Annotated in this window: 19 protein-coding genes and 1 pseudogene; 3 read left to right on the top strand and 17 right to left on the bottom strand. The window is 35.2% G+C overall.

What is annotated here, in order from left to right:
• From J3U14_RS06500 to J3U14_RS06485, 4 genes are all read right to left on the bottom strand, one after another.
• The coding region (locus J3U14_RS06500; protein ID WP_267369596.1) for a toxin VasX at positions 1 to 2,125 on the bottom strand (2,125 nt) is incomplete at its 3' end.
• Positions 2,126 to 2,573: 448 nt separating this feature from the next.
• Entirely contained in the window at positions 2,574 to 3,935 is a 1,362-nt protein-coding gene (mnmE, locus tag J3U14_RS06495) for a tRNA uridine-5-carboxymethylaminomethyl(34) synthesis GTPase MnmE (protein WP_267352301.1), read from the bottom strand.
• Positions 3,936 to 4,059: 124 nt separating this feature from the next.
• Positions 4,060 to 4,647, bottom strand: a complete 588-nt coding sequence (locus J3U14_RS06490) for a YdcF family protein (protein ID WP_267352302.1) — start codon at positions 4,645 to 4,647, stop codon at positions 4,060 to 4,062.
• Between the two features lie 12 nt (positions 4,648 to 4,659).
• Positions 4,660 to 5,220: a DNA-3-methyladenine glycosylase I gene (locus tag J3U14_RS06485; RefSeq protein WP_416379860.1), complete on the bottom strand. Its 561-nt coding sequence runs from the start codon at positions 5,218 to 5,220 to the stop codon at positions 4,660 to 4,662.
• A 237-nt stretch (positions 5,221 to 5,457) separates the two neighbouring features.
• On the opposite strand from J3U14_RS06485, the gene J3U14_RS06480 reads away from it, so the two are divergent.
• Positions 5,458 to 6,810: an MFS transporter gene (locus tag J3U14_RS06480; RefSeq protein ID WP_267352304.1), complete on the top strand. Its 1,353-nt coding sequence runs from the start codon at positions 5,458 to 5,460 to the stop codon at positions 6,808 to 6,810.
• 68 nt (positions 6,811 to 6,878) lie between these two features.
• Here J3U14_RS06480 and gorA read toward each other — a convergent pair whose 3' ends face one another.
• The 10 genes and pseudogenes from gorA to ribE form a co-directional block, all read right to left on the bottom strand.
• Complete coding sequence (gorA, locus tag J3U14_RS06475) at positions 6,879 to 8,231, bottom strand: glutathione-disulfide reductase (RefSeq protein ID WP_267352305.1); 1,353 nt, start codon at positions 8,229 to 8,231, stop codon at positions 6,879 to 6,881.
• 428 nt (positions 8,232 to 8,659) lie between these two features.
• A complete protein-coding gene (tatC, locus tag J3U14_RS06470; protein WP_267352306.1) occupies positions 8,660 to 9,406 on the bottom strand; it encodes a twin-arginine translocase subunit TatC in 747 nt (248 codons plus the stop codon).
• Positions 9,406 to 9,741 (bottom strand): annotated as a pseudogene (gene tatB, locus J3U14_RS06465) (Sec-independent protein translocase protein TatB); the annotation flags it as partial. The gene tatC and the pseudogene tatB, both read right to left, overlap by 1 nt.
• Positions 9,742 to 9,744: 3 nt before the next feature.
• Entirely contained in the window at positions 9,745 to 9,966 is a 222-nt protein-coding gene (gene tatA, locus J3U14_RS06460) for a twin-arginine translocase TatA/TatE family subunit (protein WP_267352308.1), read from the bottom strand.
• 69 nt (positions 9,967 to 10,035) lie between these two features.
• Positions 10,036 to 11,577: a ubiquinone biosynthesis regulatory protein kinase UbiB gene (gene ubiB, locus J3U14_RS06455; protein WP_267352309.1), complete on the bottom strand. Its 1,542-nt coding sequence runs from the start codon at positions 11,575 to 11,577 to the stop codon at positions 10,036 to 10,038.
• Positions 11,578 to 11,590: 13 nt separating this feature from the next.
• Positions 11,591 to 12,367: a bifunctional demethylmenaquinone methyltransferase/2-methoxy-6-polyprenyl-1,4-benzoquinol methylase UbiE gene (gene ubiE / locus J3U14_RS06450; protein WP_220216630.1), complete on the bottom strand. Its 777-nt coding sequence runs from the start codon at positions 12,365 to 12,367 to the stop codon at positions 11,591 to 11,593.
• Positions 12,368 to 12,428: 61 nt separating this feature from the next.
• On the bottom strand, positions 12,429 to 13,364 hold the full coding sequence (gene nadR / locus J3U14_RS06445) for a multifunctional transcriptional regulator/nicotinamide-nucleotide adenylyltransferase/ribosylnicotinamide kinase NadR (RefSeq protein WP_267352310.1): 936 nt from the start codon (positions 13,362 to 13,364) through the stop codon (positions 12,429 to 12,431).
• 161 nt (positions 13,365 to 13,525) lie between these two features.
• Positions 13,526 to 14,584 carry a TrmH family RNA methyltransferase gene (locus J3U14_RS06440; protein ID WP_267352311.1) on the bottom strand — a complete coding sequence of 353 codons (1,059 nt, stop codon included), beginning with the start codon at positions 14,582 to 14,584 and terminating at the stop codon, positions 13,526 to 13,528.
• Positions 14,585 to 14,605: 21 nt separating this feature from the next.
• Positions 14,606 to 15,025, bottom strand: coding sequence for a transcription antitermination factor NusB (gene nusB, locus J3U14_RS06435; protein WP_065558858.1), 420 nt, complete (start codon positions 15,023 to 15,025; stop codon positions 14,606 to 14,608).
• A gap of 4 nt (positions 15,026 to 15,029) precedes the next feature.
• Positions 15,030 to 15,500: a 6,7-dimethyl-8-ribityllumazine synthase gene (ribE, locus tag J3U14_RS06430; RefSeq protein WP_411589901.1), complete on the bottom strand. Its 471-nt coding sequence runs from the start codon at positions 15,498 to 15,500 to the stop codon at positions 15,030 to 15,032.
• 384 nt (positions 15,501 to 15,884) lie between these two features.
• Between ribE and lpcA the strand changes: the two genes are divergently transcribed.
• Both lpcA and J3U14_RS06420 read left to right on the top strand, forming a co-directional pair.
• Complete coding sequence (lpcA, locus tag J3U14_RS06425) at positions 15,885 to 16,463, top strand: D-sedoheptulose 7-phosphate isomerase (protein WP_267352312.1); 579 nt, start codon at positions 15,885 to 15,887, stop codon at positions 16,461 to 16,463.
• Positions 16,464 to 17,243 (top strand): class II glutamine amidotransferase, encoded by a 780-nt coding sequence (locus J3U14_RS06420; RefSeq protein ID WP_267352313.1) that lies wholly within the window; start codon positions 16,464 to 16,466, stop codon positions 17,241 to 17,243. It abuts the gene before it with no gap.
• A gap of 427 nt (positions 17,244 to 17,670) precedes the next feature.
• Here J3U14_RS06420 and J3U14_RS06415 read toward each other — a convergent pair whose 3' ends face one another.
• The 3 genes from J3U14_RS06415 to J3U14_RS06405 form a co-directional block, all read right to left on the bottom strand.
• Positions 17,671 to 18,129: a methylglyoxal synthase gene (locus J3U14_RS06415; protein ID WP_267352314.1), complete on the bottom strand. Its 459-nt coding sequence runs from the start codon at positions 18,127 to 18,129 to the stop codon at positions 17,671 to 17,673.
• 134 nt (positions 18,130 to 18,263) lie between these two features.
• Positions 18,264 to 19,406: a porin gene (locus tag J3U14_RS06410; RefSeq protein ID WP_267352315.1), complete on the bottom strand. Its 1,143-nt coding sequence runs from the start codon at positions 19,404 to 19,406 to the stop codon at positions 18,264 to 18,266.
• Positions 19,407 to 19,699: 293 nt separating this feature from the next.
• Positions 19,700 to 20,827 (bottom strand): porin, encoded by a 1,128-nt coding sequence (locus tag J3U14_RS06405; RefSeq protein WP_267352316.1) that lies wholly within the window; start codon positions 20,825 to 20,827, stop codon positions 19,700 to 19,702.
• Between the last annotated feature and the right edge of the window lie 84 nt (positions 20,828 to 20,911).

The raw sequence follows: 20,911 nt of genomic DNA, 5'->3' as shown, positions 1-20,911 counted from the left end.
TGATGTTAAGGCGTTTTTTTATGATTAACTCCCAAAAACTGTTACTTCGTCCATCAAGCAGATGATAAAAAATACCATCGTCATAATTGATTAAGTTCTCCCATAATGCTATTTGTATTGGGTTCGTCACGCCACCTATACATGTAAAATCAATGATTGCCAAAAAATCTGAAAGATAACCTACATGGTTGTTAGAGCAATTTGTATCACACTCTATTAACCAAAATTTGCAATCATTAAATTGACTCATTTTGTCCGGAGTATGTTTTGACAAGAATGGAAATCCCAATAACCATAGCAAATAATACAAATAGTCCTGCGAAAAGTGATTAATCGAACTGATTATAGCGTTATATCTGTTTTTTTCTAAATTGGTAAATTGAGTTTCAGCACCCGGTTTTAATAGCTTTTCATATTTTTCCAAATGTTTGCTGGTTCTCATTAAAGCATCGAGTTCGGCACGACCATTTATTATGCTGTTATGTTTAAAAGCTTTGACATCGAAATATTCAGCTTTTTTAAAAAAACCATCCTTTTTATTAATTTTTTTCAGATGGTTAATTTTTTCTTCAGCTGTCATCGGAACTTCAAAATATCCCTTTGATAGTAAGTATTCTGTTTTTGGCCAAACACTAGTTTGCCTGTTAATTCCTATCCTGGATTCTGATATATAGTCATACTCTAGCTCTTCTCGTGCTTTTGATAATTCTATTGCTTTGATTTGATTGCGATATTCATTTATCAATGATAACGTTTTACGTTTATGCAGTGTTTTTTCTCTAAAATAATCTGCATTTACTCCCGCAGCCAAAGTCGCATTGTAATAGTAATTATAATCTTGGCTTATCATTATGTTATTTGAATTTGGGGTATTTTTGGGTTGATTGACATTTTCATCATTTTCATCTTCATGACTTGGTATATCCACACGTTTAGATCCCAAGATTTTATTGAAATGTTCATCAATTTTTTGGTTATAAATCTCTTCGGATTTGATCACCAGTTGCGCTATGGGCTCAATCCTTAATTGTCGTTGTAAGCTCAGTTCTTCCGCTATACCAAACGTATCTTCCAGAACCACAACAGGGACTTTGTATTCACGCGTTTGTTCTAATTTCTCAATTTGCGCATCTAAGACAAAGCTTGTCGCTAAAAACTCTTTATTATTTGCGTTTGACCTGTCTCGTAATGAGTTAAATTTGTGGGCTGTGATAAAGTTTTTCGAACTTAACAAACGTTTTTTACCGTCATGTGTGATGATAAATCGTGGATCAGCAGCCAGCTCTAATAATGAATTATCGGATTTGAGTTTTTGAAACTCAAAACTTCGCTTGCCCCCGTCAGTTAATTTGCTTGGATCTTTGTATGCTTCTTGATTCAGGTTAATTTTAGTAAAACGTTTAATCGCTTTTTCTAAACGAATATCTATCTCAAAATGTTCTTTTGTCGAAGAATCACCGGTTGTCGAAGAAGATCTTTTTCTAGAAGGTACTTCAATTGTGATCGACGATTCATTCATTAATTTTAGGTATTTTTCTATTGTACTGTTTTTACCTTGAGACCAGGCTCGACGAGTGTAAGCAATGTAGGCTTCGCCTTCATATATTGAGGTGTCAATATTGATAAAAGAACCGGGTATATGGTGATTGCCGTCTTTGGTACAACTTTCTGGGATCTCTTTAATGTTTCGCTCTTTTAAGTCAGTAATGGTTTTATGGCGAAATACGCCTGAAGGCGTCACTTCATATCCTAAAAACTCCCACCCTTTCGTTTTATGTTTGACTAAGATATAAACGTAACCCACGCGTAAGGTTCGATAGACATATTTGTGGGTGACTAAATCAATGGGTGGCTCTCGATTGTCTTCCAATAATTTAATGGTTTCACCCATTTTTTGGGCTAAGTTGAAATTTTTACTAATCGGCGCTTTTCTGACCAGAAAAATGGGAAATCCTTGACGTTCGCAAACGCCACAACCACCATTTGCTAAAGCTGAACGAGAATCTTTGCCATCCTTGTTTGCTTCAGCATAAATAATGCGATCTTCGAGTTCAGCGGCTTGCTCTTCTTTTTGTTTTTGAAGTTGTTCTTCTTTTGTGGTTTTGGTGGTTGTATGCTTTTCCATTTAATTCATTCCAATTTTTTTTAATATTCCTTTTAACTCAACTTGGTGTGAGTTATTTCCGTGTGATAAATATAAAAATATTTATTTTGCGATATTTTGAATAAGATATTGTTAAAATTGAAGCGATGAGTGTGAAGTTTACAATGTGGCAGGTTTTTACCTATTAATATATCTGACCTTAAGGCAAGATATTATGATTTATTTTGTATTCACAAATTAAGCTTAATTGATTTAATATTAGTTAAAAAATCAATAATCTAAAAATTTTTCTAGTTTTTCAGTTACTGCTTTCAAATTTATACAATTTTATATTTTAAATATTCTTTAAAAATTGTTAACAATATCTAAACGTAAAATTACCCTTTTTTTGAACATTTTGCAATAGTTAATTTTAAAGAGTAACACTATGAAAATTCATTAAATTTAAATGCAGTAACCTAGTTAAGTCTTATTTTCCAATACAAAACGAACTGAAGATACGACCTAATAAATCATCTGAAGTGAATTCACCAGTGATTTCGCTTAGCGCTTCTTGGGCAAGTCTGAGTTCTTCGGCAAGAAGTTCACCAGCATGGAAAGCCGTCAGTTGGTACTTACCATTGTTGAGGTGTTCTGACGCTTTTTCGAGTGCTTGCAGGTGTCGTCGACGTGCTAAAAAGCCGCCTTCAGTACTACTGGTAAAACCCATGGCTTGTTTTAAGTGATCACGAAGTAACGTTACCCCTTCCCCTGTTCGTGCAGAAAGTTGGATAAGTGAGTAACCATTGACTTGATTGTAACCTAATGCTTCACCAGTTAAATCTGCTTTGTTGCGTATGACTGTAACAGGCATATTTTTGGGTAGCCGTTCTATAAATTCTGGCCATAACTTTTCGGGATTGGTTTCGGTTGTGGTGGTGCTATCGACCATAAATAGTACCCTATCTGCTTGTTCAATTTCTTGCCAAGCTCGTTCAATACCAATGCGTTCAACTTCGTCACTGGCATCACGTAAACCCGCAGTATCAATAATATGTAGGGGCATACCATCGATATGAATATGTTCACGTAATACGTCACGCGTTGTGCCTGCAATATCGGTAACAATCGCCGCATCACGACCCGCCAACGCATTAAGTAAGCTTGATTTACCGGCATTTGGACGACCAGCTATCACCACTTTCATCCCTTCTCGTAACAGTGAGCCTTGTTTTGCTTCTTGGCGAACTTCGTTTAAGCGAGTAATCACTTCATTAAGTTGTGCTTCTATTTTGCCATCTGATAAAAAGTCGATCTCTTCTTCAGGAAAGTCTATTGCGGCTTCGGTAAAAATGCGTAAATGAATTAATGATTCAACCAATTCATTAATTTTTTTCGAAAACACGCCTTGCAAAGATGAAATCGCTGATTTTGCAGCTTGCTCAGAACTTGCATCAATTAAATCGGCTATGGCTTCGGCTTGGGCTAAATCTAATTTATCATTCAAAAAAGCACGCTCTGAAAATTCACCCGGCTTTGCAATACGGACGTTAGCAATCTCTAATACCCGTTTTAAAAGCAAATCTAAAATGACAGGCCCACCATGCCCTTGTAACTCTAGTACATCTTCGCCCGTAAAAGAGTGAGGATTAGGAAAAAATAGCGCTATTCCTTCGTCTAAGGTTGTGCCGTCAGAAGCTAAAAAAGGAAGATACTCCGCATAGCGAGGTTTTGGTATTTTACCGAGTATCGCTTGCGCAACGGTTTGCGCCTGTGGCCCCGAAATTCGCAAAATGCCCACACCACCTCGACCGGGTGGCGTTGCTTGTGCAACAATGGTATCTGTTTTCATATATGTTTGTAGCTGATTTAAATTTGAATGCCTAATAATAGCATGGACGCACGGCAAAAACAGTAGTGACTATGGGTTTTGCCGTTATTCATTGATTATTTAAGTGATAGAATCAGTCGGCTGATTATTCATCTTTCTTTGGATGATCGAATAACCAAGAATTTGCCAATGCTAGGGGTTCTCGGATTAATGCGACATATTTTTCTTCATTTCCCCACCCTAATGGTGCCGATAAACCTGATATTTCGTTAAAGCCTGAACGTTTAGCCAGCATTAGCGAACGCAGCATATGAAAATCATTAGTTACCACAACTGTCTTGCCTAACGGCAATACACGATTGGCATACACAAATTGTTGAGCTGTTCGCGTCGATTTATCTTCTTGGTATACCCGTTTTGGATCAATACCTTTATTAATTAGATATTGTGCCATCACACTTGCTTCGGTCGCCGACTCATTATTACCTTGTCCCCCACACACAACAACTTTCGTTCGTGGATTACGTTGTAAATAATCGTAGGCAACATCTAATCGTTGGGCTAAGGTGTAATGAGGAACAGCAGGCTTACCTACAACAAGTGCGCCTAATACAACTAAGGTGTCGGCATCTGGCGCTGGCTTTTGTTTAGAATAAAGATAAATAACGATGTTAGTGATAACAAAATAAGTCAAGATTAACGCTAAGCCATACTTAAATAATTTGGCGATCATTTCTTTTAACTCCTATTTTTTATAACAATGTTCAAAATGGTCATTGACTAATCCCATTGATTGCATAAAAGCGTAACAAATTGTTGACCCAACAAAAGAAAAGCCTCGTTTTTTTAATGCCTTTGATAGTTTATCAGATATATCGGTACTGACAGGCACTTCACTAAGGTCTTTGTAGTGATTGATAATTGGTTTACCGTCGACAAAAGACCAAATAAATGTCGAAAAATCTTCATTATTACTTTTCATTGTTAGATAAGCTTGTGCATTTTTTATAATACTATTTAGTTTTAATCGATTTCGAATCAGTCCTTTGTTTTCGAGTAAACGTTCAACATCTTTTTGGGTTAACGTAATAATTTTTTCAGGGTTAAAATCAAAAAAACAGCGCCGATATTCTTCACGTTTTTTCAATACCGTGATCCAAGATAATCCTGCTTGTTGTCCTTCTAAACAGATTTTTTCAAATAATTTTAGACTATCATACTGGGCAATTCCCCATTCGTTGTCGTGATAATTTATGTATAAAGGATCGTTTGAAACCCAGTCACAGCGTATTATTGTTTTAGTCATCATCCCCAAATTCATCCTTAGTTAAAATAGTTTATTGATAGTACAACATAAAATAATTAAATGTTTTAATTATTATAAATCAAATGTTCAGTTTTACCGCATTCATTAAATTTTTTTATGATGAAATTAAATACAATTTTTTATGGCAGAATGTTATTTTTATAACAAGTTTTAGTTATAAAAGAGTCATTTTCTTTATTTTCTATTTTATATTAACCATACAATTAAGGTTTTTTCATGAGTCAATCTGAAATTAACGCAGAATGGCAGCCTGCTGCAAGGCCATTAAACAGTAAAGATTTAAAAACATTAGTTTTGTCTTCTTTGGGGGGAACGTTAGAATTTTATGATTTTGTCATCTATGCCCTGTATATCGATACGATTGTCAAACCTCTTTTTTTACCTCATACGTTATCACCTTTAACATTAGATCTTTTTGCATGGGGAATTTTTGCTGCTGGCTACTTGGTTCGCCCTGTTGGCGGTATCATTATGGCTCATTTTGGCGATAAAGTCGGTCGCAAAAAAATGTTCACACTTAGCGTGGCAATGATGGCTTTACCCACATTTATTATTGGTATTTTACCCACCTACGAAACCATTGGAATTTTTGCACCGTTGTTATTATTAGTGATGCGTATGTTGCAAGGAGCAGCCATTGGCGGTGAAATGCCGGGCGCTTGGGTTTTTATTGCTGAACACGTGCCAAAACAACGTTATGGCTTTGGTGTCGGAACCTTAACTTCGGGTATTACTGGAGGTATTTTACTTGGTTTTATTGTGACCATTATTATTGATCTTTGTTTTAGCCACCAAAATATTTTAGATTATGCTTGGCGGATCCCTTTTATTGTTGGTGGTATTTTTGGTGTCATTTCGGTTTATTTGCGTCGGTTTTTATCCGAAACCCCTATTTTCAAAGAATTAGCTGCCCGTAAGGCAATTGAAAAAAATATTCCTGTCATCTCTGTTTTAAAAAATCATAAAACGGCATGTTTGATTGTAGCACTTTTAACTTGGTCATTATCCACTGCGATTATGGTGGGTATCTTAATAACGCCTGGTCGTATTGTTGGTGGGATGTATCATTTTGCTAATCTGGATTGGCGAATTGGTGGTTGTATTGCAGCATTAACCTTAACTATCGGTTGTGTTATTTCTGGTTGGTTAGAAGACAAACTGGGGACAACAAAAACAGTGATCATAACATGGGGTGGTTTAGCTGTGATGAGTATCTATTTTTATAGTACTTTGTCACCAACAATTTCACTTACTGAATTATATTTAACTTGGGCAATATTTGGTTTATTTATTGGCGCTGTCGCCATGACACCAATCATTGGTACAAGAACTTTTCCACCTGCGATTCGTTATTCGGGTTTATCGTTTTCTTATAATTTAGCCTACGCTTTATTTAGTGCCATTACACCGACTTTAACAATTTATCTTTTAAGCCCCGACCATTTACTGGGTCAATATAGTTATCTTGGTGCAGGTATTTATATCTCGTTTGTCGCGTTAATTGCAGTTGCGGTGGGTTTTTATCCGTTAGCAAAAAAAGGTTGGTCAAATAAACCCAATAATAAATAATTCTATCAATAAAAAAGCAGGATGTTTCCTGCTTTTTTATTCTATTTTAAATCCAGACAAATCGACATTTACCGCATGGTGACAAATTCTTCTGCGGCGGTTGGATGAATGGCTATGGTGTTATCAAAATCTTTTTTGGTTGCGCCCATTTTGAGTGCTACCGCAAAACCTTGTAATATTTCATCCATACCATAACCGATACCATGAATACCGATAATTTTTTCTTCATCACCAACACAGACTAATTTCATTCGACAAGGTTGGCGATGCTGTGTTACAGCTGTATACATCGCGGTAAAAGTTGATTTATAGACTTTAACGTTTTCTTGTCCATATTGCAAAATCGCTTCAGGTTCTGTTAATCCAACAGTACCAATTGCAGGATGCGTAAAGACAACAGTTGGAATATTGTTATAATCTAGATGTTCATCAGGTTTATTATTAAATAACCGTTCAGATAAACGACGTCCTGCAGCCACAGCAACAGGGGTTAGGGCTGTTGCGCCTGTATCATCGCCAACCGAGTAAACACCGGCAACATTAGTGTTTTGGTACTTGTCTACAACAATAAATCCATTATCGTTAACCTTAATACCAGCCGCTGCTAAATTCATATTTTGTGTTGCGGGTTCACGACCAATTGCCCAAATTAGACAATCAACAGTATAACTTTCTCCATTTTCAAGGTGTAATGTTAACGAGTTATCACTATTTTTAGTCACTGATTTTGGTATCGCAAACGTGTGGAGTTGTTGACCTTCGCTGGCTATGACTTCCATTAAGGTTTCAATAATGAGTGGATCAAAACTGCGTAATGGTGTCGCTTGGCGTATAAATTGATGAGTTTGAGAACCTAATGAATGTAATACGCTGGCTATTTCACAAGCAATATACCCTGCCCCCACGACAGCTACACGTTTAGGTAAAGCTTTGAGCGCAAAAAAACCATCCGATGTAATACCATGTTCCGCACCAGGAATATTTGGTATACTCGGTTTTCCACCAACCGCTATTAATATGTGATCGGCGGTATATTGTTCGCCATTAACGTCAATAGTGTGAGAATCAACAAATTTGGCATAACCATAAATGACATCAACTTTATTATTAGTTAGTACACGGTCATAAGATTGATGTATTCGGTCGATGTAGGCGTTTCGGCTAGCCAGTAGTTTATCCCAACTAAATTGATTGATAGTCGTATCGAATCCATAATCAGAACCATAATGATTGATTGCTTCAGCAATTTGAGCGCCATACCACATGATTTTTTTGGGCACACAACCCACGTTCACGCAAGTCCCACCTAAAGATTTTGCTTCGATGATTGCGCATTTTTTGCCATATGAAGCCGCTCGGTTTACCGATGCAATGCCACCACTACCACCACCGATTGCAATATAATCATAATGTTTAGTCATTAAATTTCCTTCGTGCTGATTACTAAAATTAGCTATTAGCTTTGCATAAAGTGAAAAATAAAAAAAGTATTTATTTTAAAATTTAATAATAGTTATTAACGATTAATAATTACAATTAGTAGATTTTTATTTAATAAATCATTTCTCTAATGGGTTAATTTTTAATAATAATTTATTGGTTTTAAATGATTTTTTAACAGCGTTGTTTCCCAGTTATTGTGATAGTTTTTTTAGTAATACATAAAAATATCAAAACTTAGGGGTATGTTAAAGCGTTCGTTTTTTGTCGGTATTGGTCGATGCCGCCCTTAGGATCGGTTTGTAGAAGGGACAAGTGTTCCCATTGTTGACGTAATTTTATGCCAGTCTCAATATTTGTATTTTTGTGCTTTCTTTGCTTGCATCAAAGCCAGTATTTATTGTGTTTGTTATTCATTATTTTCGTCTTCATCATGTTTACGGGGTTGATAAAAACGGGCGAAAAAAGTCCCAATTTCGAAAAGTAAACAAATTGGTATCGCTAATAATATTTGTGAAAACACATCAGGTGGGGTTACAAACATAGCAACGGCAAACACAGCCACAATGATGTAAGGTCTTTTTTTCCGTAAACTTTTTGGTGTGGTCACGCCAGTCCAACAGAGTAGTATAATGGCGACAGGGACTTCAAAAGCAAATCCGAATACCACAAATAACGTCATAACAAAATCAAGATATTTGGTGATATCGGTATTGATTGCAACATCAATCGGTGCTGTGTGGATAAAAAAGTAAAATGCAAGTGGGAATACCACAAAATAAGCAAAAGCAATACCTATATAAAATAACACTGTGCTTGATATAATCAGTGGCACGACTAAACGTTTTTCATTTTGATATAACGCGGGTGCAACAAATCCCCACACTTGATAAAGTACATAGGGAATAGAAATAAATATCGCCACCACTGCCGTTAATTTAATGGGTGTAAAAAAAGGAGCTGCGATATCAGTTGCAATCATGCTACTACCTGTAGGTAATTGACTAATTAACGGATTAGCAACGATGTGATAAATATCATTAGAAAAGTAAAGTAGACAAATTAAAACCAATAAAATGCAGATAATACAACGTAAAAGTCGTGTTCTGAGTTCAACAAGGTGTCCAATTAAAGGTTGAGATGCGTCGTCTGTCATGGTTTGTCTTTATTTGGGTTTTCAATATCGGTTTGGGTTGCTGAATCAATCTCTTTTTGTAACGATTCTGTCACACGTTTTAAATCATCAATTGATTCTTGAATTTCAGGTGTTAAGTTGGTTAAACCACTTTGTTCTGCTTTTTTTAAACTATCTTGTAACTCTTGCAGTTTTAGCTCTTTGTTGAGTTCAAGTTGAACCGTTGCCGACATTCGTCGTAATACTTTAATCCAACCTGCAACGGTTTTAATTGCAATAGGCAAACGCTCTGGCCCTAATACAACCAGTCCAATAATTAAAACTAATAATAATTGACCAAAGCTGATATCGAACACAACCTACTCTTTTTTTGTCGTTTGTTCATCGTTAGAGGAGTCTACAGTTTCAACTTTATTTGGTTGTTCTGTTGATGTTTTTTTATCATCATCCTCATTCATTGCTTTTTTAAAGCCTTTAATTGATGCACCAAGATCCGAACCTAATGAGCGTAATTTTTTGGTTCCAAACAGTAATACAATAACTGCAATTAATATGAGTAATTGAGGCCAACTTGGCATCATGATAATTATCTCCGACGTCATTTGTGATTTGATTATACACTTATATTATCAGATTCCCAAATAACTCATCTAATGAATAATTAGCATAGAGATAAATAATATACTGAGTATTCCTATTGCGCTGTATAAAATTCGTTCTCGTTTTTTTCGACACGTTAGTTCGTGATTAATCTGTCTAATTTGATGATTCATCTGTTTTGTCATGCGTGCGTAATCATTAAGTTTTGCAGGCAGTTCGGGCAAGAGCGTTCGCCATTGTGGTAATGAAGCCCATGCTTGCTGAATAATTGTTTTAGCACTATATTTGTCTTCATACCATTTTTCTAAAAATGGTTTAGCGGTTTGCCATAAATCGAGTTCTGGATATAGTTGACGCCCCAAACCTTCAATATAAAATAGCGTTTTTTGCAACAAGATTAATTGTGGTTGAATTTCCATTTCAAATTGTCTGGCAACATCAAATAATTTTAGTAAAATTTGTGAGAATGAGATTTCAGCCAACGGTTTTGCAAATGCAGGTTCACATACGTTGCGCATAGCCATTTCAAAAGCAATCGGATCAGTAGATTCAGGAACCCAACCCGATGCAATATAGGTTTCGGCTATTTTGCGATAATCTTGATTAAAAAAAGCAAGGAAATTTTCAGCAAGATAGTACTGATCATCTTCTGTTAAAATTCCTATAATAGCGCAATCAATTCCAATGTAACGGGGATTTTGTGGCTCGGTAATGTCAACAAAAATATTGCCCGGATGCATATCAGCATGGAAAAAATTATCTTTAAAAACCTGCGTGAAAAAAGCTTGAACACCTCGTTCAGCAAGTAACTTCATATCAATGTTGTGTTGTTTAAGTGTTTGGCTATCACCAATTGGCACACCTTTAATGCGTTCCTCAACTAAGATGTTTTCTCGACAGAGTTCTTGATAAATGTAAGGTATATATAATATGTTACTATTAATAAAATTGTCACGTAAGCGTATGGTATTATAAGCTTCTTGTTTTAAGTCTAACTCTTTCATTAAGGTAAGTTCATAATCACGTACGATTTCAATTGCTCGTAACTTTGCACCGAACTTAATGCGTTTAGTAAACTGTTTAGCAAGCCAATACATTAAGCCAATATCCGCTTTTATGACTGGTATAATGTTAGGACGCAATACTTTAATGACAATTTCAGCTTGGCTGCGTTTTAATATGGCTGTATGAACTTGTGCAATCGATGCCGATGCCAATGGTTGTTCATCAAAATCTGAAAAATAATGATCAATTGGCTGACCTAGTGCTTTTTCGATTAATTGTTTTGCCACCTTCCCGTCAAAAGGATCAACTTGGTCTTGTAATTTAACTAAACTGTCTGCAATATCTTTAGAAAGCACATCTCGACGAGTTGATATCATTTGACCAAATTTTATCCATACTGGCCCAAGCTCTTGCAATGCTTGACGTAATCGCTCGCCAATTTCTTCATGTTTTGCTTTCGGCCTTATCCAAAATAAACATGATATTAAAACTGGTAACCACTTTGAAAATCGATTAGTTGGCAATAATTCATTTAATTGATATGCACGAAAAACGGTTAATATTTTATAGAGTCTGAAAAATGTCATTAGATTTCATCGCTTAAAATTTAAAACCAGTATGTAACGCCACAATACCACCTGTCATGTTGTGATATTTGACATCTACAAATCCTGCATCTTCCATCATTTTTTTCAATGTTTTTTGATCAGGATGCATCCGAATTGATTCGGCTAAATAACGGTAACTGTCAGCATCATTCGCAATAACTTTGCCCATTAACGGTAACATAGTAAATGAATAAAGATCATAAGCTTTATTTAAAATTGGGTATTGCGGTTTGGAAAATTCAAGAATTAATAAACGACCACCAGGTTTTAATACTCGCCACATGGATTGTAATGCTTTATTTTTGTCAGTCACATTACGTAGACCAAAAGAAATGGTAATACAGTCAAAAAAATTGTCCGCAAAAGGTAACTCTTCAGCGTTAGCTTGCACATATTCAATATTTTTGAATAATCCTTTGTCTCGAAGCTTTTCGCGTCCAACTTTTAACATGGATTCATTGATATCAGCGAGCACCACTAATCCGTCATCGCCGACTAATTGTGAGAATTTTGCAGTTAAATCTCCAGTGCCACCAGCAAGATCTAATACTTTTTGACCTTTACGCACACTGCTATATTCAATGGTAATTTTTTTCCAAATACGATGAATACCAAATGACATTAAATCATTCATTACATCATATTTGTCGGCAACGGAATGAAAGACATCCGCAACACGTTTTACTTTATCTTGTTTTAAAACTTGCGTAAAACCAAAATCTATTTTTTCTTGATTATCGTTATTTTGTTTGTCAGAAGATTGAGACATAAAATTTACCCATCACAAAGATTTAGGCTATTTTAGCATAAGCCAGAATAAAAGTGATGAACTAAATCAACAACCTTTCGACCATATTGGATACGGTTTCAAAATATTCTAATGATGAAAGATTTGGGTCAAAATCTTTTTCATGGATGACCAAATCAAAATGATAATTTTCTTTTAATGCGTTTAAAACTTGATGTTCTTTATCAAACACTTGCTGATAATAATGTGCTAACGTATCAAAATCGATTGAAGCAAACAGTAATTTATTAGCTTGTACTTCAGCACTCGATATCCGTTCAACATGTAACATTGCAATTTTAAGGTAATCAGCCTCACTCAAATAACGCTTATTATGTGAGTTTGTTAATTCCCGCTCGATATAATTAATATAGCCATTTGATACGTATTGCGTGTTATAAATATTAGCGAGCTGAATTGGAAGTTCTTTAAATATTCCTTGTCCTATAATCGCCACTTTTCTGACAAAAAAAGGCTTGGCAGCTTGTGCAATAAAAGACCAATTTTGGTAGGGGTTTTCGCGTATTTGAGTAGCACTAATATTTATAAAGTTGCGATCAGCATCAATAATAATTGCTGGGCAACCGAAATAAAGCTCATGATTTTTTATATCTTGAGGTTCACTGGTAAATATAACCGTTGGTTTGATTTTATATTCATTCAAAATAAGTTTGACACGATCACTCCAGTCTTTCCAGCCATTTGGATAAGACTGGATTCCAGCTTCATCTAAAACATGAATATGAATATTATGACGGTCTTTGAAGGTTTCTTTCAGCCATGTGAATCGATCACTGACTTTAGGTTGTTTTGATAAATGGCTTTTGTCAAACAGTTGTTGATCACGTGATGGTTCACAGCCAAGAAAAATATGTAATTCATTGACCTGACTCATCGCTTTTTCAATTAAATATATATGTCCACTATGTAGAGGATAAAACTTACCAAAAATTAAACCAACTTTATGTTTAGACTCCATACCACTTACCAATGCATTTAAAACTTGTTAACAATCTACAGAAAAAATATTCATTTTCTAACCAATTGATGCTATTTAACATATACTCTATTTTATCAAATCCCATTAACCTTTATAGGTATTAATGTTTTGAGCAAAAATAAAGTAATCATATTTTTTAATTATAATGTTGATAATAAGATACCTGTAGCAACAGAAATATTTAGTGCCGCCATATTATCATTACCGTGTAAATGTACAACTACATCTGCACATTCTACCAGTTTTCGATTAATTTGTTGAAAAATAACGATAGCGACTTTTTTATTGAATTTAATTTGGTGTAATTCACTCGATTTAATTGACTTAACCGGGCATGGTAATAAGGCAACAATCTGATAATCATGTTGTTTTAATCGTTCAAGCGAAGCAACAAAGTCATCACTCTTTATCGACTCAATCGCTTCGATTCCCCCTTCGGCAATACGCATTGCTGCGCCACTATTGAGTAAATTAGTCTGACGCAATATGACACCGTTTACACCATAAAATGCGGCGCTTCGAATAATTCCACCTAAGTTATGGGGATTATTCACATCATCAATTGCTAAAACACAATCTTGGTTTTTGCCACTATTTTTTTCGAGGTAATCGACTAATGTAAGTGGTATACGTTTTTTAACAATTAAACAGATCCCACCATGATGCTCCGTTTGGGTTATTTTCGCAATTTGTTCAACCGATACGACATCGTAGCCTAAACGTTGATTGACTAACCAGCTAATTAAATCTTTAAACTGATAGGTCATATCTTGAGTAATAAATAATTTGACGATTGCTGAGCGTCGATGTTTGAAAACAGCTTTACAACTGTTTTCACTATAAACGAGGGTTTCTTCTTTACGTTGACGATATTCATCATAACCATAAGTAGGCGTTTGCTCATTATCACGAACTTTTTTCTGCCATGGGGAATCATGTTCGACAAATTGACCATACTTAAAATTTGATTCTAAATTACGATTCAGTTTTTCTGTCCCGGGTTTATTGGTTTTAGGTTTAAATACTTCAATACGGTCATTTACTGATTGTCTAATTTTGGTTTTAGACTGAAATGAATCTTTTTTAAAATTGTCTTTACGACCCGTCATTTTCTGCTGAGTTGAGCGAGAACGTTTCTGAGGTTCACTGTTCTTCGCATAAAAAATGGTTGGTTTATTTTTTTCAGAATTGTTGTTCATTTCAATCTCACTTTTGGTCAGTTATCGTGTACGAATGGTTGGAGCTATTTTATCTAATACACCGTTAACAAATTTGTGGCTATCAGCAGCACCAAACGTTTTTGTTAGATCGATTGCTTCATTAATCACGACTTTGTACGGTACATCTTGGCGTTTGGTTAATTCATATAGCGCAATTCGCAATATTGCTAATTCAATTAGACCTAGCTCTTCAACTGTACGTTCAGTGAGGTATGGCGCCATTTTATCATCTAACTCTGCTGTATTCTTACCCACCCCATTTAAGAGTTCTCGAAAATACTTGGAGTCAACGCCTTTCATATCTTGTTCTGCAATAAAACTGGTCTCAACATCGGCAAGATCATTTCGGGAAACTTGCCAAGAGTATATTGCTTGTACCGCACACTCTCTTGCTCGACGACGAGGATTGACTGATGCCACTAACTTACTCCTTAATTGCTTTAATAACGTTTAGCATTTCAAGCGCAGTTAATGCTGCTTCAGCACCTTTGTTACCCGCTTTTGTGCCTGCACGTTCAATAGCTTGTTCTATAGATTCAGTTGTTAAAATACCAAATCCAACTGGGATCGAATAATCTAGGCTTGCACTTAATAAACCAGAACTTGATTCGCCAGCAACAAAATCAAAATGCGCCGTACTACCTCGAATCACGGTTCCTAATGCAACTATTGCATCATATTTTTTGGATTGTGCTGCAACTTTTGCCGCTAGTGGGATCTCATAAGCACCAGGTACCCAAATAACTGTAATGTTTTTATCATCGACTTGCCCAATACGTTTTAATGCATCGGTAGCGCCATTAACAAGACTATCATTTATAAAATGATTAAAACGTGCCACAATAATGGCAACTTTTGCTTTTGGTGCGATAACTTTAGCTTCAATAGTTTGCATACTAATTCCTTATCAATTGATTTTTAAATGCAATTTCACTATCTTTATTCGTGAAAAAATAACTGCCAAATTGTATCACAAACTGCAGATTTCTCCTATTAGCAAATAGCGCTACGAGCAAGATCTTTACATCAAATATCTAAAAATAAGACTGTACTATTTTTAAAAATAATTTAATTAAGCTCATATTGTAGATAATCAATTTAGAATAATTGATGTTTTAAGACTGATCACTCATTTTAGTTTTTATTTTCAAGACGATGTTTTAATTGACCAGTCATGAAAAATAAAAAAATGAATGAGAATTAAATTTATTTTTTAGTACTTGCAAGCTATTTTGAAAGAATTACAATGGTGGCTAAATTTTTTATGAGGGTAAGATTAATGTATATTGATAATATTCGAAATGAGTTAAATGAAGCAGCTGATGTGTTAAATAAATTTATTTCAGATGATAAAAATTTAGAACATATTCAGCAAGCCGCTATATTATTGGCTGATTCGTTCAAACATGGTGGTAAAGTGCTATCATGTGGGAATGGCGGTTCTCACTGTGATGCTATGCATTTTGCAGAAGAGTTAACAGGACGTTATCGCAACAATCGCCCTGCTTATCCTGCAATAGCGATATCTGATGTTAGTCATATTTCGTGTGTAGGTAATGATTTTGGGTTTGATTCGATTTTTTCTCGGTATATCGAGGGTGTAGGTCAAAAAGGTGATGTACTACTAGGTATTTCTACCTCAGGTAACTCTGCTAATGTGCTAAAAGCAATTGAAGCAGCAAAACAAAAAGGGATGAAAGTGATTACGTTAACCGGTAAAGATGGCGGTAAAATGCATGGTCTTGCTGATGTGGATATTCGAGTTCCTCATTTTGGTTATGCTGATCGTGTTCAAGAAATTCATATTAAAGTGATTCACATTTTAATCATGCTAATCGAAAAAGAGATGAGCAAGTAAATGTGCGAATTATTGGGCATGAGTGCGAATGTGCCAACAGATATCTGTTTTAGTTTCACCAGCTTAGTCAAACGTGGTGGTGATAAGGGCCCGCATAAAGATGGGTGGGGTATTACTTTTTATGAAGGTAAGGGGTGCCGTACATTTAAAGATCCTGAACCTTGCAGTTATTCGCCTATTGCCAAACTTGTTCAACAGTATCCAATAAAGTCAAAAGCAGTCATAGCCCACATTCGCCAAGCAAATCGAGGAGGCGTAGCACTTGAAAATACGCATCCTTTTACGCGTGAGTTATGGGGAAAAAATTGGACTTTTGCCCATAACGGGCAGCTAACAGGTTATGAAGATCTTGATATGGGGATATTTGAACCTGTAGGTCTGACTGATAGTGAATATGCATTTTGTTATCTCATTAATCAACTTCACAAGAAATATCCGCAAAAACCCAGTAATGATCTGGAAGTATTCAGCTATATTAAGCAATGCGCTGACAAACTAAGCCAACTTGGGGTATTTAATATGTTACTCTCTGACGGTCAATATGTTTTTGCTTATTGTTCAACTGACTTACATTGGATAACACGTAAAGCACCTTTCGGAAAAGCAAAACTTCTTGACGAAGATGTTGAAATTGATTTTCAAAAACACACTACGCCTAATGATATCGTCACAATCATTTCAACGTTGCCATTAACTTCTAATGAAACATGGTACAAGCTGAATACTGGAGAAGCGATTTTATTTAATAAAGGGGAAATTAATCCGTTTTCTTCATTTTAACTCACAATATTGAAACTTCATTTTAAATTAATACTGTAGAAAGCCGACAACTGTCAATTCGATTAGTATTAAAATTATTAAAGTTGCATATCAAAATCCGATTTTTATATCGAGCAACTTATATAAATAAACGGCGATAGGTATAAGCCAACAAACTTCGCCATAGCCAATTCGAATTAATTCAATCCCACGCAATAGTTTTACTTTTAAATTACTCTGATTTGTTGTTCAACATTCTCTTACAGGCTTGGCAATAAAAATACCTCATTTAAACAATGCAATTAAAAGTGGTACTACCAATAATGTTTTTGTAATACCAAAAATCAGAATCCCAAAAGACATTAACAATAAAGCCGACATGTTAGACCCTGTTTCTGTGGCAATATTTGCCCTTTCTGTTATGTAGTATTTGGGATTATATTGGCAATTATTTTAATCTTTCAGCTAAATAACCTTGATAGTCAGGAATTTCAATTTCTATTTCTTGCGTAAAAATGGAGGATTGAATCAGTGCATTAGCGGTTGCTTGATTAGTCGCAACCGGAATATTCCAGACCGTTGATAAACGAAGTAAAGCTTTGACATCAGGATCGTGTGGTACCGCATTGAGCGGGTCCCAAAAAAAGATAAGAATATCAATTTTTCCTTCGGCAATTAATGCGCCTATTTGTTGATCGCCACCCATAGGGCCACTAAGCATAGGTGTAATATTTAGACCTGTTTCTTGTTTAATTAATGTTCCCGTAGTTCCTGTACCACATAAATGATGATGAGAAAGCTCTTCTCGATTTTTTTTACACCAATTTAATAATGACTCTTTTAAGTGATCATGTGCGACTAAAGCAATATTTTTTTTGGCAGCTAACTGACGAGTGGTATAACGCATAATGTTGTCCTAATCTATTATTATTGCTGATGTTTTTAACAGAGTATCAATTAAAATTCAAGTTTTATTTGATTAAATTAGGGACAATAAAAAAGGCACCGAAGTGCCTTTCAAAAATATCAAATTGCAATTAATTAGAATTGATAGATTAAACCAAGTGCAACAGTATCTTTTGTTGTCGCTTTAATTTCTGATTTGCTAAATGTGCTGCTATCATATAATGCACGACGTGCACCGATATCATCTTTATCTAACAAGTTGATTTTATAATCTACAATAGCTTGTAAGTTTTTGTTGAATGCATAAGTTAAACCAACATCAACATATTTAACAAGGTCATTACCTTTAAGCCCTGCATCGCTAGAATAGCTAGAAGCATCTTTAACTTTGTGTTGGATATAAGCAACAGATGGAGTTAAACGACCAATATCGAAGTCGATTCCGTATTGAGCAACAATTTCAATACCTTTGGTTTTTAAGTCATCTGCATTGTGGTTAGATGATGCATTATCCCAACCATATTTTTGTTTACCTTGAATATATAGCGCAGCTAAATAAACATTGTCATTGTCGTATTTGATACCTGCTGACCATGCTTTAGCATTTTTGTGACCACTAGTTTGAGTGTAACCAGCACCAACAGATAAACCAGTATCAAGCACATCCCAATCGATAACAGAACCCCATGCTTCCGCACTATCATGACCGTTGTTACGATTCACTGCATTGAAATGGCTAGTTGAGCTGTTATCACCGTTATCAGCATATTGAACAGCAAAGCGTAAACCATCAACTAAACCGAATAGATCAGTATTACGATAAGTTGCTACAGCTTTAGTACGTGCAGATAATGCATAAAGATCATTATTTGAAGCATCACCACCAAATTCTGGTAAAACGTCTGTATAAGAAGTTAAAGTTTTTAGCACACCGTCATTACGACCATAATCGAATGAACCAAAATCACCAAAATTCAAACCAGCAAATGCATAACGAGTTTCGTTGTCAGCATTTTTACCAGTTTTAGCTTCGTATTCCCAACGTCCGTAACCAGATAACCAGTCAGTAACTTGAGTTTGACCTGACATACCTAAACGTGCAGTCGTTTTATCACCTTCGCCTGTTTGGTTGTTTCTGTCAGTAATATAGTTTAATGCATAAACTCGACCATAAAAATCGACTTTATTGCCGTCTTTATTCCACACTTCAATAGAAGCGTTTGCAGTACCTGCAATTAAAAGAGCAGGAATAGCGATTGCTAATAGATTACGTTTCATTTTGTTACCCTCATAGGTATTTATATTTTTAAAGATGCAAATTACTTTGCTCTCGGTTAATAAATAACTGCAAAATTAAGCAATTATATTATTACTGTGATATCTTGTATTAGATATAAGATTTCTGCTTACATTGCAGATAAACAATGCAAATAAGTAAATTTCTACGAAATTTAGTTTATTTTAGTACCTACAATAAATTTTTTTAAGCATAAAATGTTTTTTTGGGCGGGAATAAATTCAAAAGGCGATAAAAAAGACACCTAAGTGTCTTTTTTATAATTTAAGAAGAATTAGAATTGGTAGATTAAACCAACACCTAACACATCTTTTGTACCTGGAGTATTTGCTTTCTTATGACCACGATTATTAGTCGTATTCATCGCTGCACCAATGTCTTTATGGTCAAGTAGATTAAATTTATATTCTACGATAGCGCTGAAATTTTTGTTAAGATCATAAGTTGCACCTAAAGATACGTATTTAGCCATAGGTGAGCTATGAGATCCTGAACGGTAATGCGCTTTATTATCACCATCATAACCACTTGTTAGTTTATGTTGAACATAAGCTAAAGATGGAGTTAAACGACCAACATCTAATTCAATGCCATATTGAGCAACTAATTCGATACCTTTAACTTTTTCATCTGCAATATGACCTTTATGATCGATATAACGATTTTTTAACTTGCTTTGGAAATAGTTAGCAGCTAAATATAAATTATAGTTATCGTATTTAATACCAGTAGCCCAAGTATTGTGACGTTGATCACTTGAAGTTGATTGAGCATAACCAATACCTGCAGTTAAGCCTGTGTCAAAAATGTTCCATTGAACGTTTGTACCCCAAGCTTCTCTTGATTCACCACGAATATTATCTTTAGTAAGTGAGTTATCACCATTATCAGCATATTGTACTGCAAAGCTGATATCATCATTTAAACCAAAGAAGTTATTGTTACGGTAAGTTGCTACAGCTTTAGTACGAGCAGAAAGCACGTTCCAATTGTTGTTTGCAGCGTCACCACCAAACTCTGGTAATACGTCAGTATATGCAGTAATTGCTTTTAATACGCCATCATTACGACCATAATCAAATGAACCGAAGTCACCAAAATTTAATCCAGCAAATGCATAACGAACTTCGTTATCTGAATTTTTACCAGATTTAGCTTCATATTCCCAACGACCATAACCAGATAACCAATCTGTGATTTGAGTTTGACCTGACATACCTAAACGAGCAGAAGTATCGTCACCTTCATCTTTTTGACCACGATCAGTGATGTGGTTAGCTGCTTTTACACGACCGTAAAAGTCTACTTTATTACCATCTTTGTTCCAAACTTCAATAGATGCATTTGCGCTAGCTGCAACTAAAAGTGCAGGAATAGCGATTGCTAATAGATTACGTTTCATTTCTTACCCTCATGGTTATTTATTAAAAGACACTAACTGAAAAGTTTAGTGCCTATTTATGTACAATGATTATTCATCCAAAAA

The organism is Gilliamella sp. B3801, assembly GCF_026536645.1.
GTDB lineage: Bacteria > Pseudomonadota > Gammaproteobacteria > Enterobacterales > Orbaceae > Gilliamella > Gilliamella apicola_I.
This window is presented reverse-complemented; position numbering and strand designations above follow the sequence as displayed.

What these genes read in the sequence shown, in the direction of transcription:
- ubiB (WP_267352309.1), bottom strand. Translation starts at nt 11,577, where the DNA reads ATGACATTTTTCAGACTCTATAAAATATTAACCGTTTTTCGTGCATAT.
- J3U14_RS06420 (WP_267352313.1), top strand. Translation starts at nt 16,464, where the DNA reads ATGTGCGAATTATTGGGCATGAGTGCGAATGTGCCAACAGATATCTGT.
- nadR (WP_267352310.1), bottom strand. Translation starts at nt 13,364, where the DNA reads ATGGAGTCTAAACATAAAGTTGGTTTAATTTTTGGTAAGTTTTATCCT.
- J3U14_RS06440 (WP_267352311.1), bottom strand. Translation starts at nt 14,584, where the DNA reads ATGAACAACAATTCTGAAAAAAATAAACCAACCATTTTTTATGCGAAG.
- tatA (WP_267352308.1), bottom strand. Translation starts at nt 9,966, where the DNA reads ATGATGCCAAGTTGGCCTCAATTACTCATATTAATTGCAGTTATTGTA.
- gorA (WP_267352305.1), bottom strand. Translation starts at nt 8,231, where the DNA reads ATGACTAAACATTATGATTATATTGCAATCGGTGGTGGTAGTGGTGGC.
- J3U14_RS06480 (WP_267352304.1), top strand. Translation starts at nt 5,458, where the DNA reads ATGAGTCAATCTGAAATTAACGCAGAATGGCAGCCTGCTGCAAGGCCA.
- mnmE (WP_267352301.1), bottom strand. Translation starts at nt 3,935, where the DNA reads ATGAAAACAGATACCATTGTTGCACAAGCAACGCCACCCGGTCGAGGT.
- lpcA (WP_267352312.1), top strand. Translation starts at nt 15,885, where the DNA reads ATGTATATTGATAATATTCGAAATGAGTTAAATGAAGCAGCTGATGTG.
- J3U14_RS06415 (WP_267352314.1), bottom strand. Translation starts at nt 18,129, where the DNA reads ATGCGTTATACCACTCGTCAGTTAGCTGCCAAAAAAAATATTGCTTTA.
- J3U14_RS06405 (WP_267352316.1), bottom strand. Translation starts at nt 20,827, where the DNA reads ATGAAACGTAATCTATTAGCAATCGCTATTCCTGCACTTTTAGTTGCA.
- tatC (WP_267352306.1), bottom strand. Translation starts at nt 9,406, where the DNA reads ATGACAGACGACGCATCTCAACCTTTAATTGGACACCTTGTTGAACTC.
- J3U14_RS06485 (WP_416379860.1), bottom strand. Translation starts at nt 5,220, where the DNA reads ATGACTAAAACAATAATACGCTGTGACTGGGTTTCAAACGATCCTTTA.
- J3U14_RS06490 (WP_267352302.1), bottom strand. Translation starts at nt 4,647, where the DNA reads ATGATCGCCAAATTATTTAAGTATGGCTTAGCGTTAATCTTGACTTAT.
- ribE (WP_411589901.1), bottom strand. Translation starts at nt 15,500, where the DNA reads ATGCAAACTATTGAAGCTAAAGTTATCGCACCAAAAGCAAAAGTTGCC.
- ubiE (WP_220216630.1), bottom strand. Translation starts at nt 12,367, where the DNA reads ATGTCTCAATCTTCTGACAAACAAAATAACGATAATCAAGAAAAAATA.
- J3U14_RS06410 (WP_267352315.1), bottom strand. Translation starts at nt 19,406, where the DNA reads ATGAAACGTAATCTATTAGCAATCGCTATTCCTGCTCTTTTAATTGCA.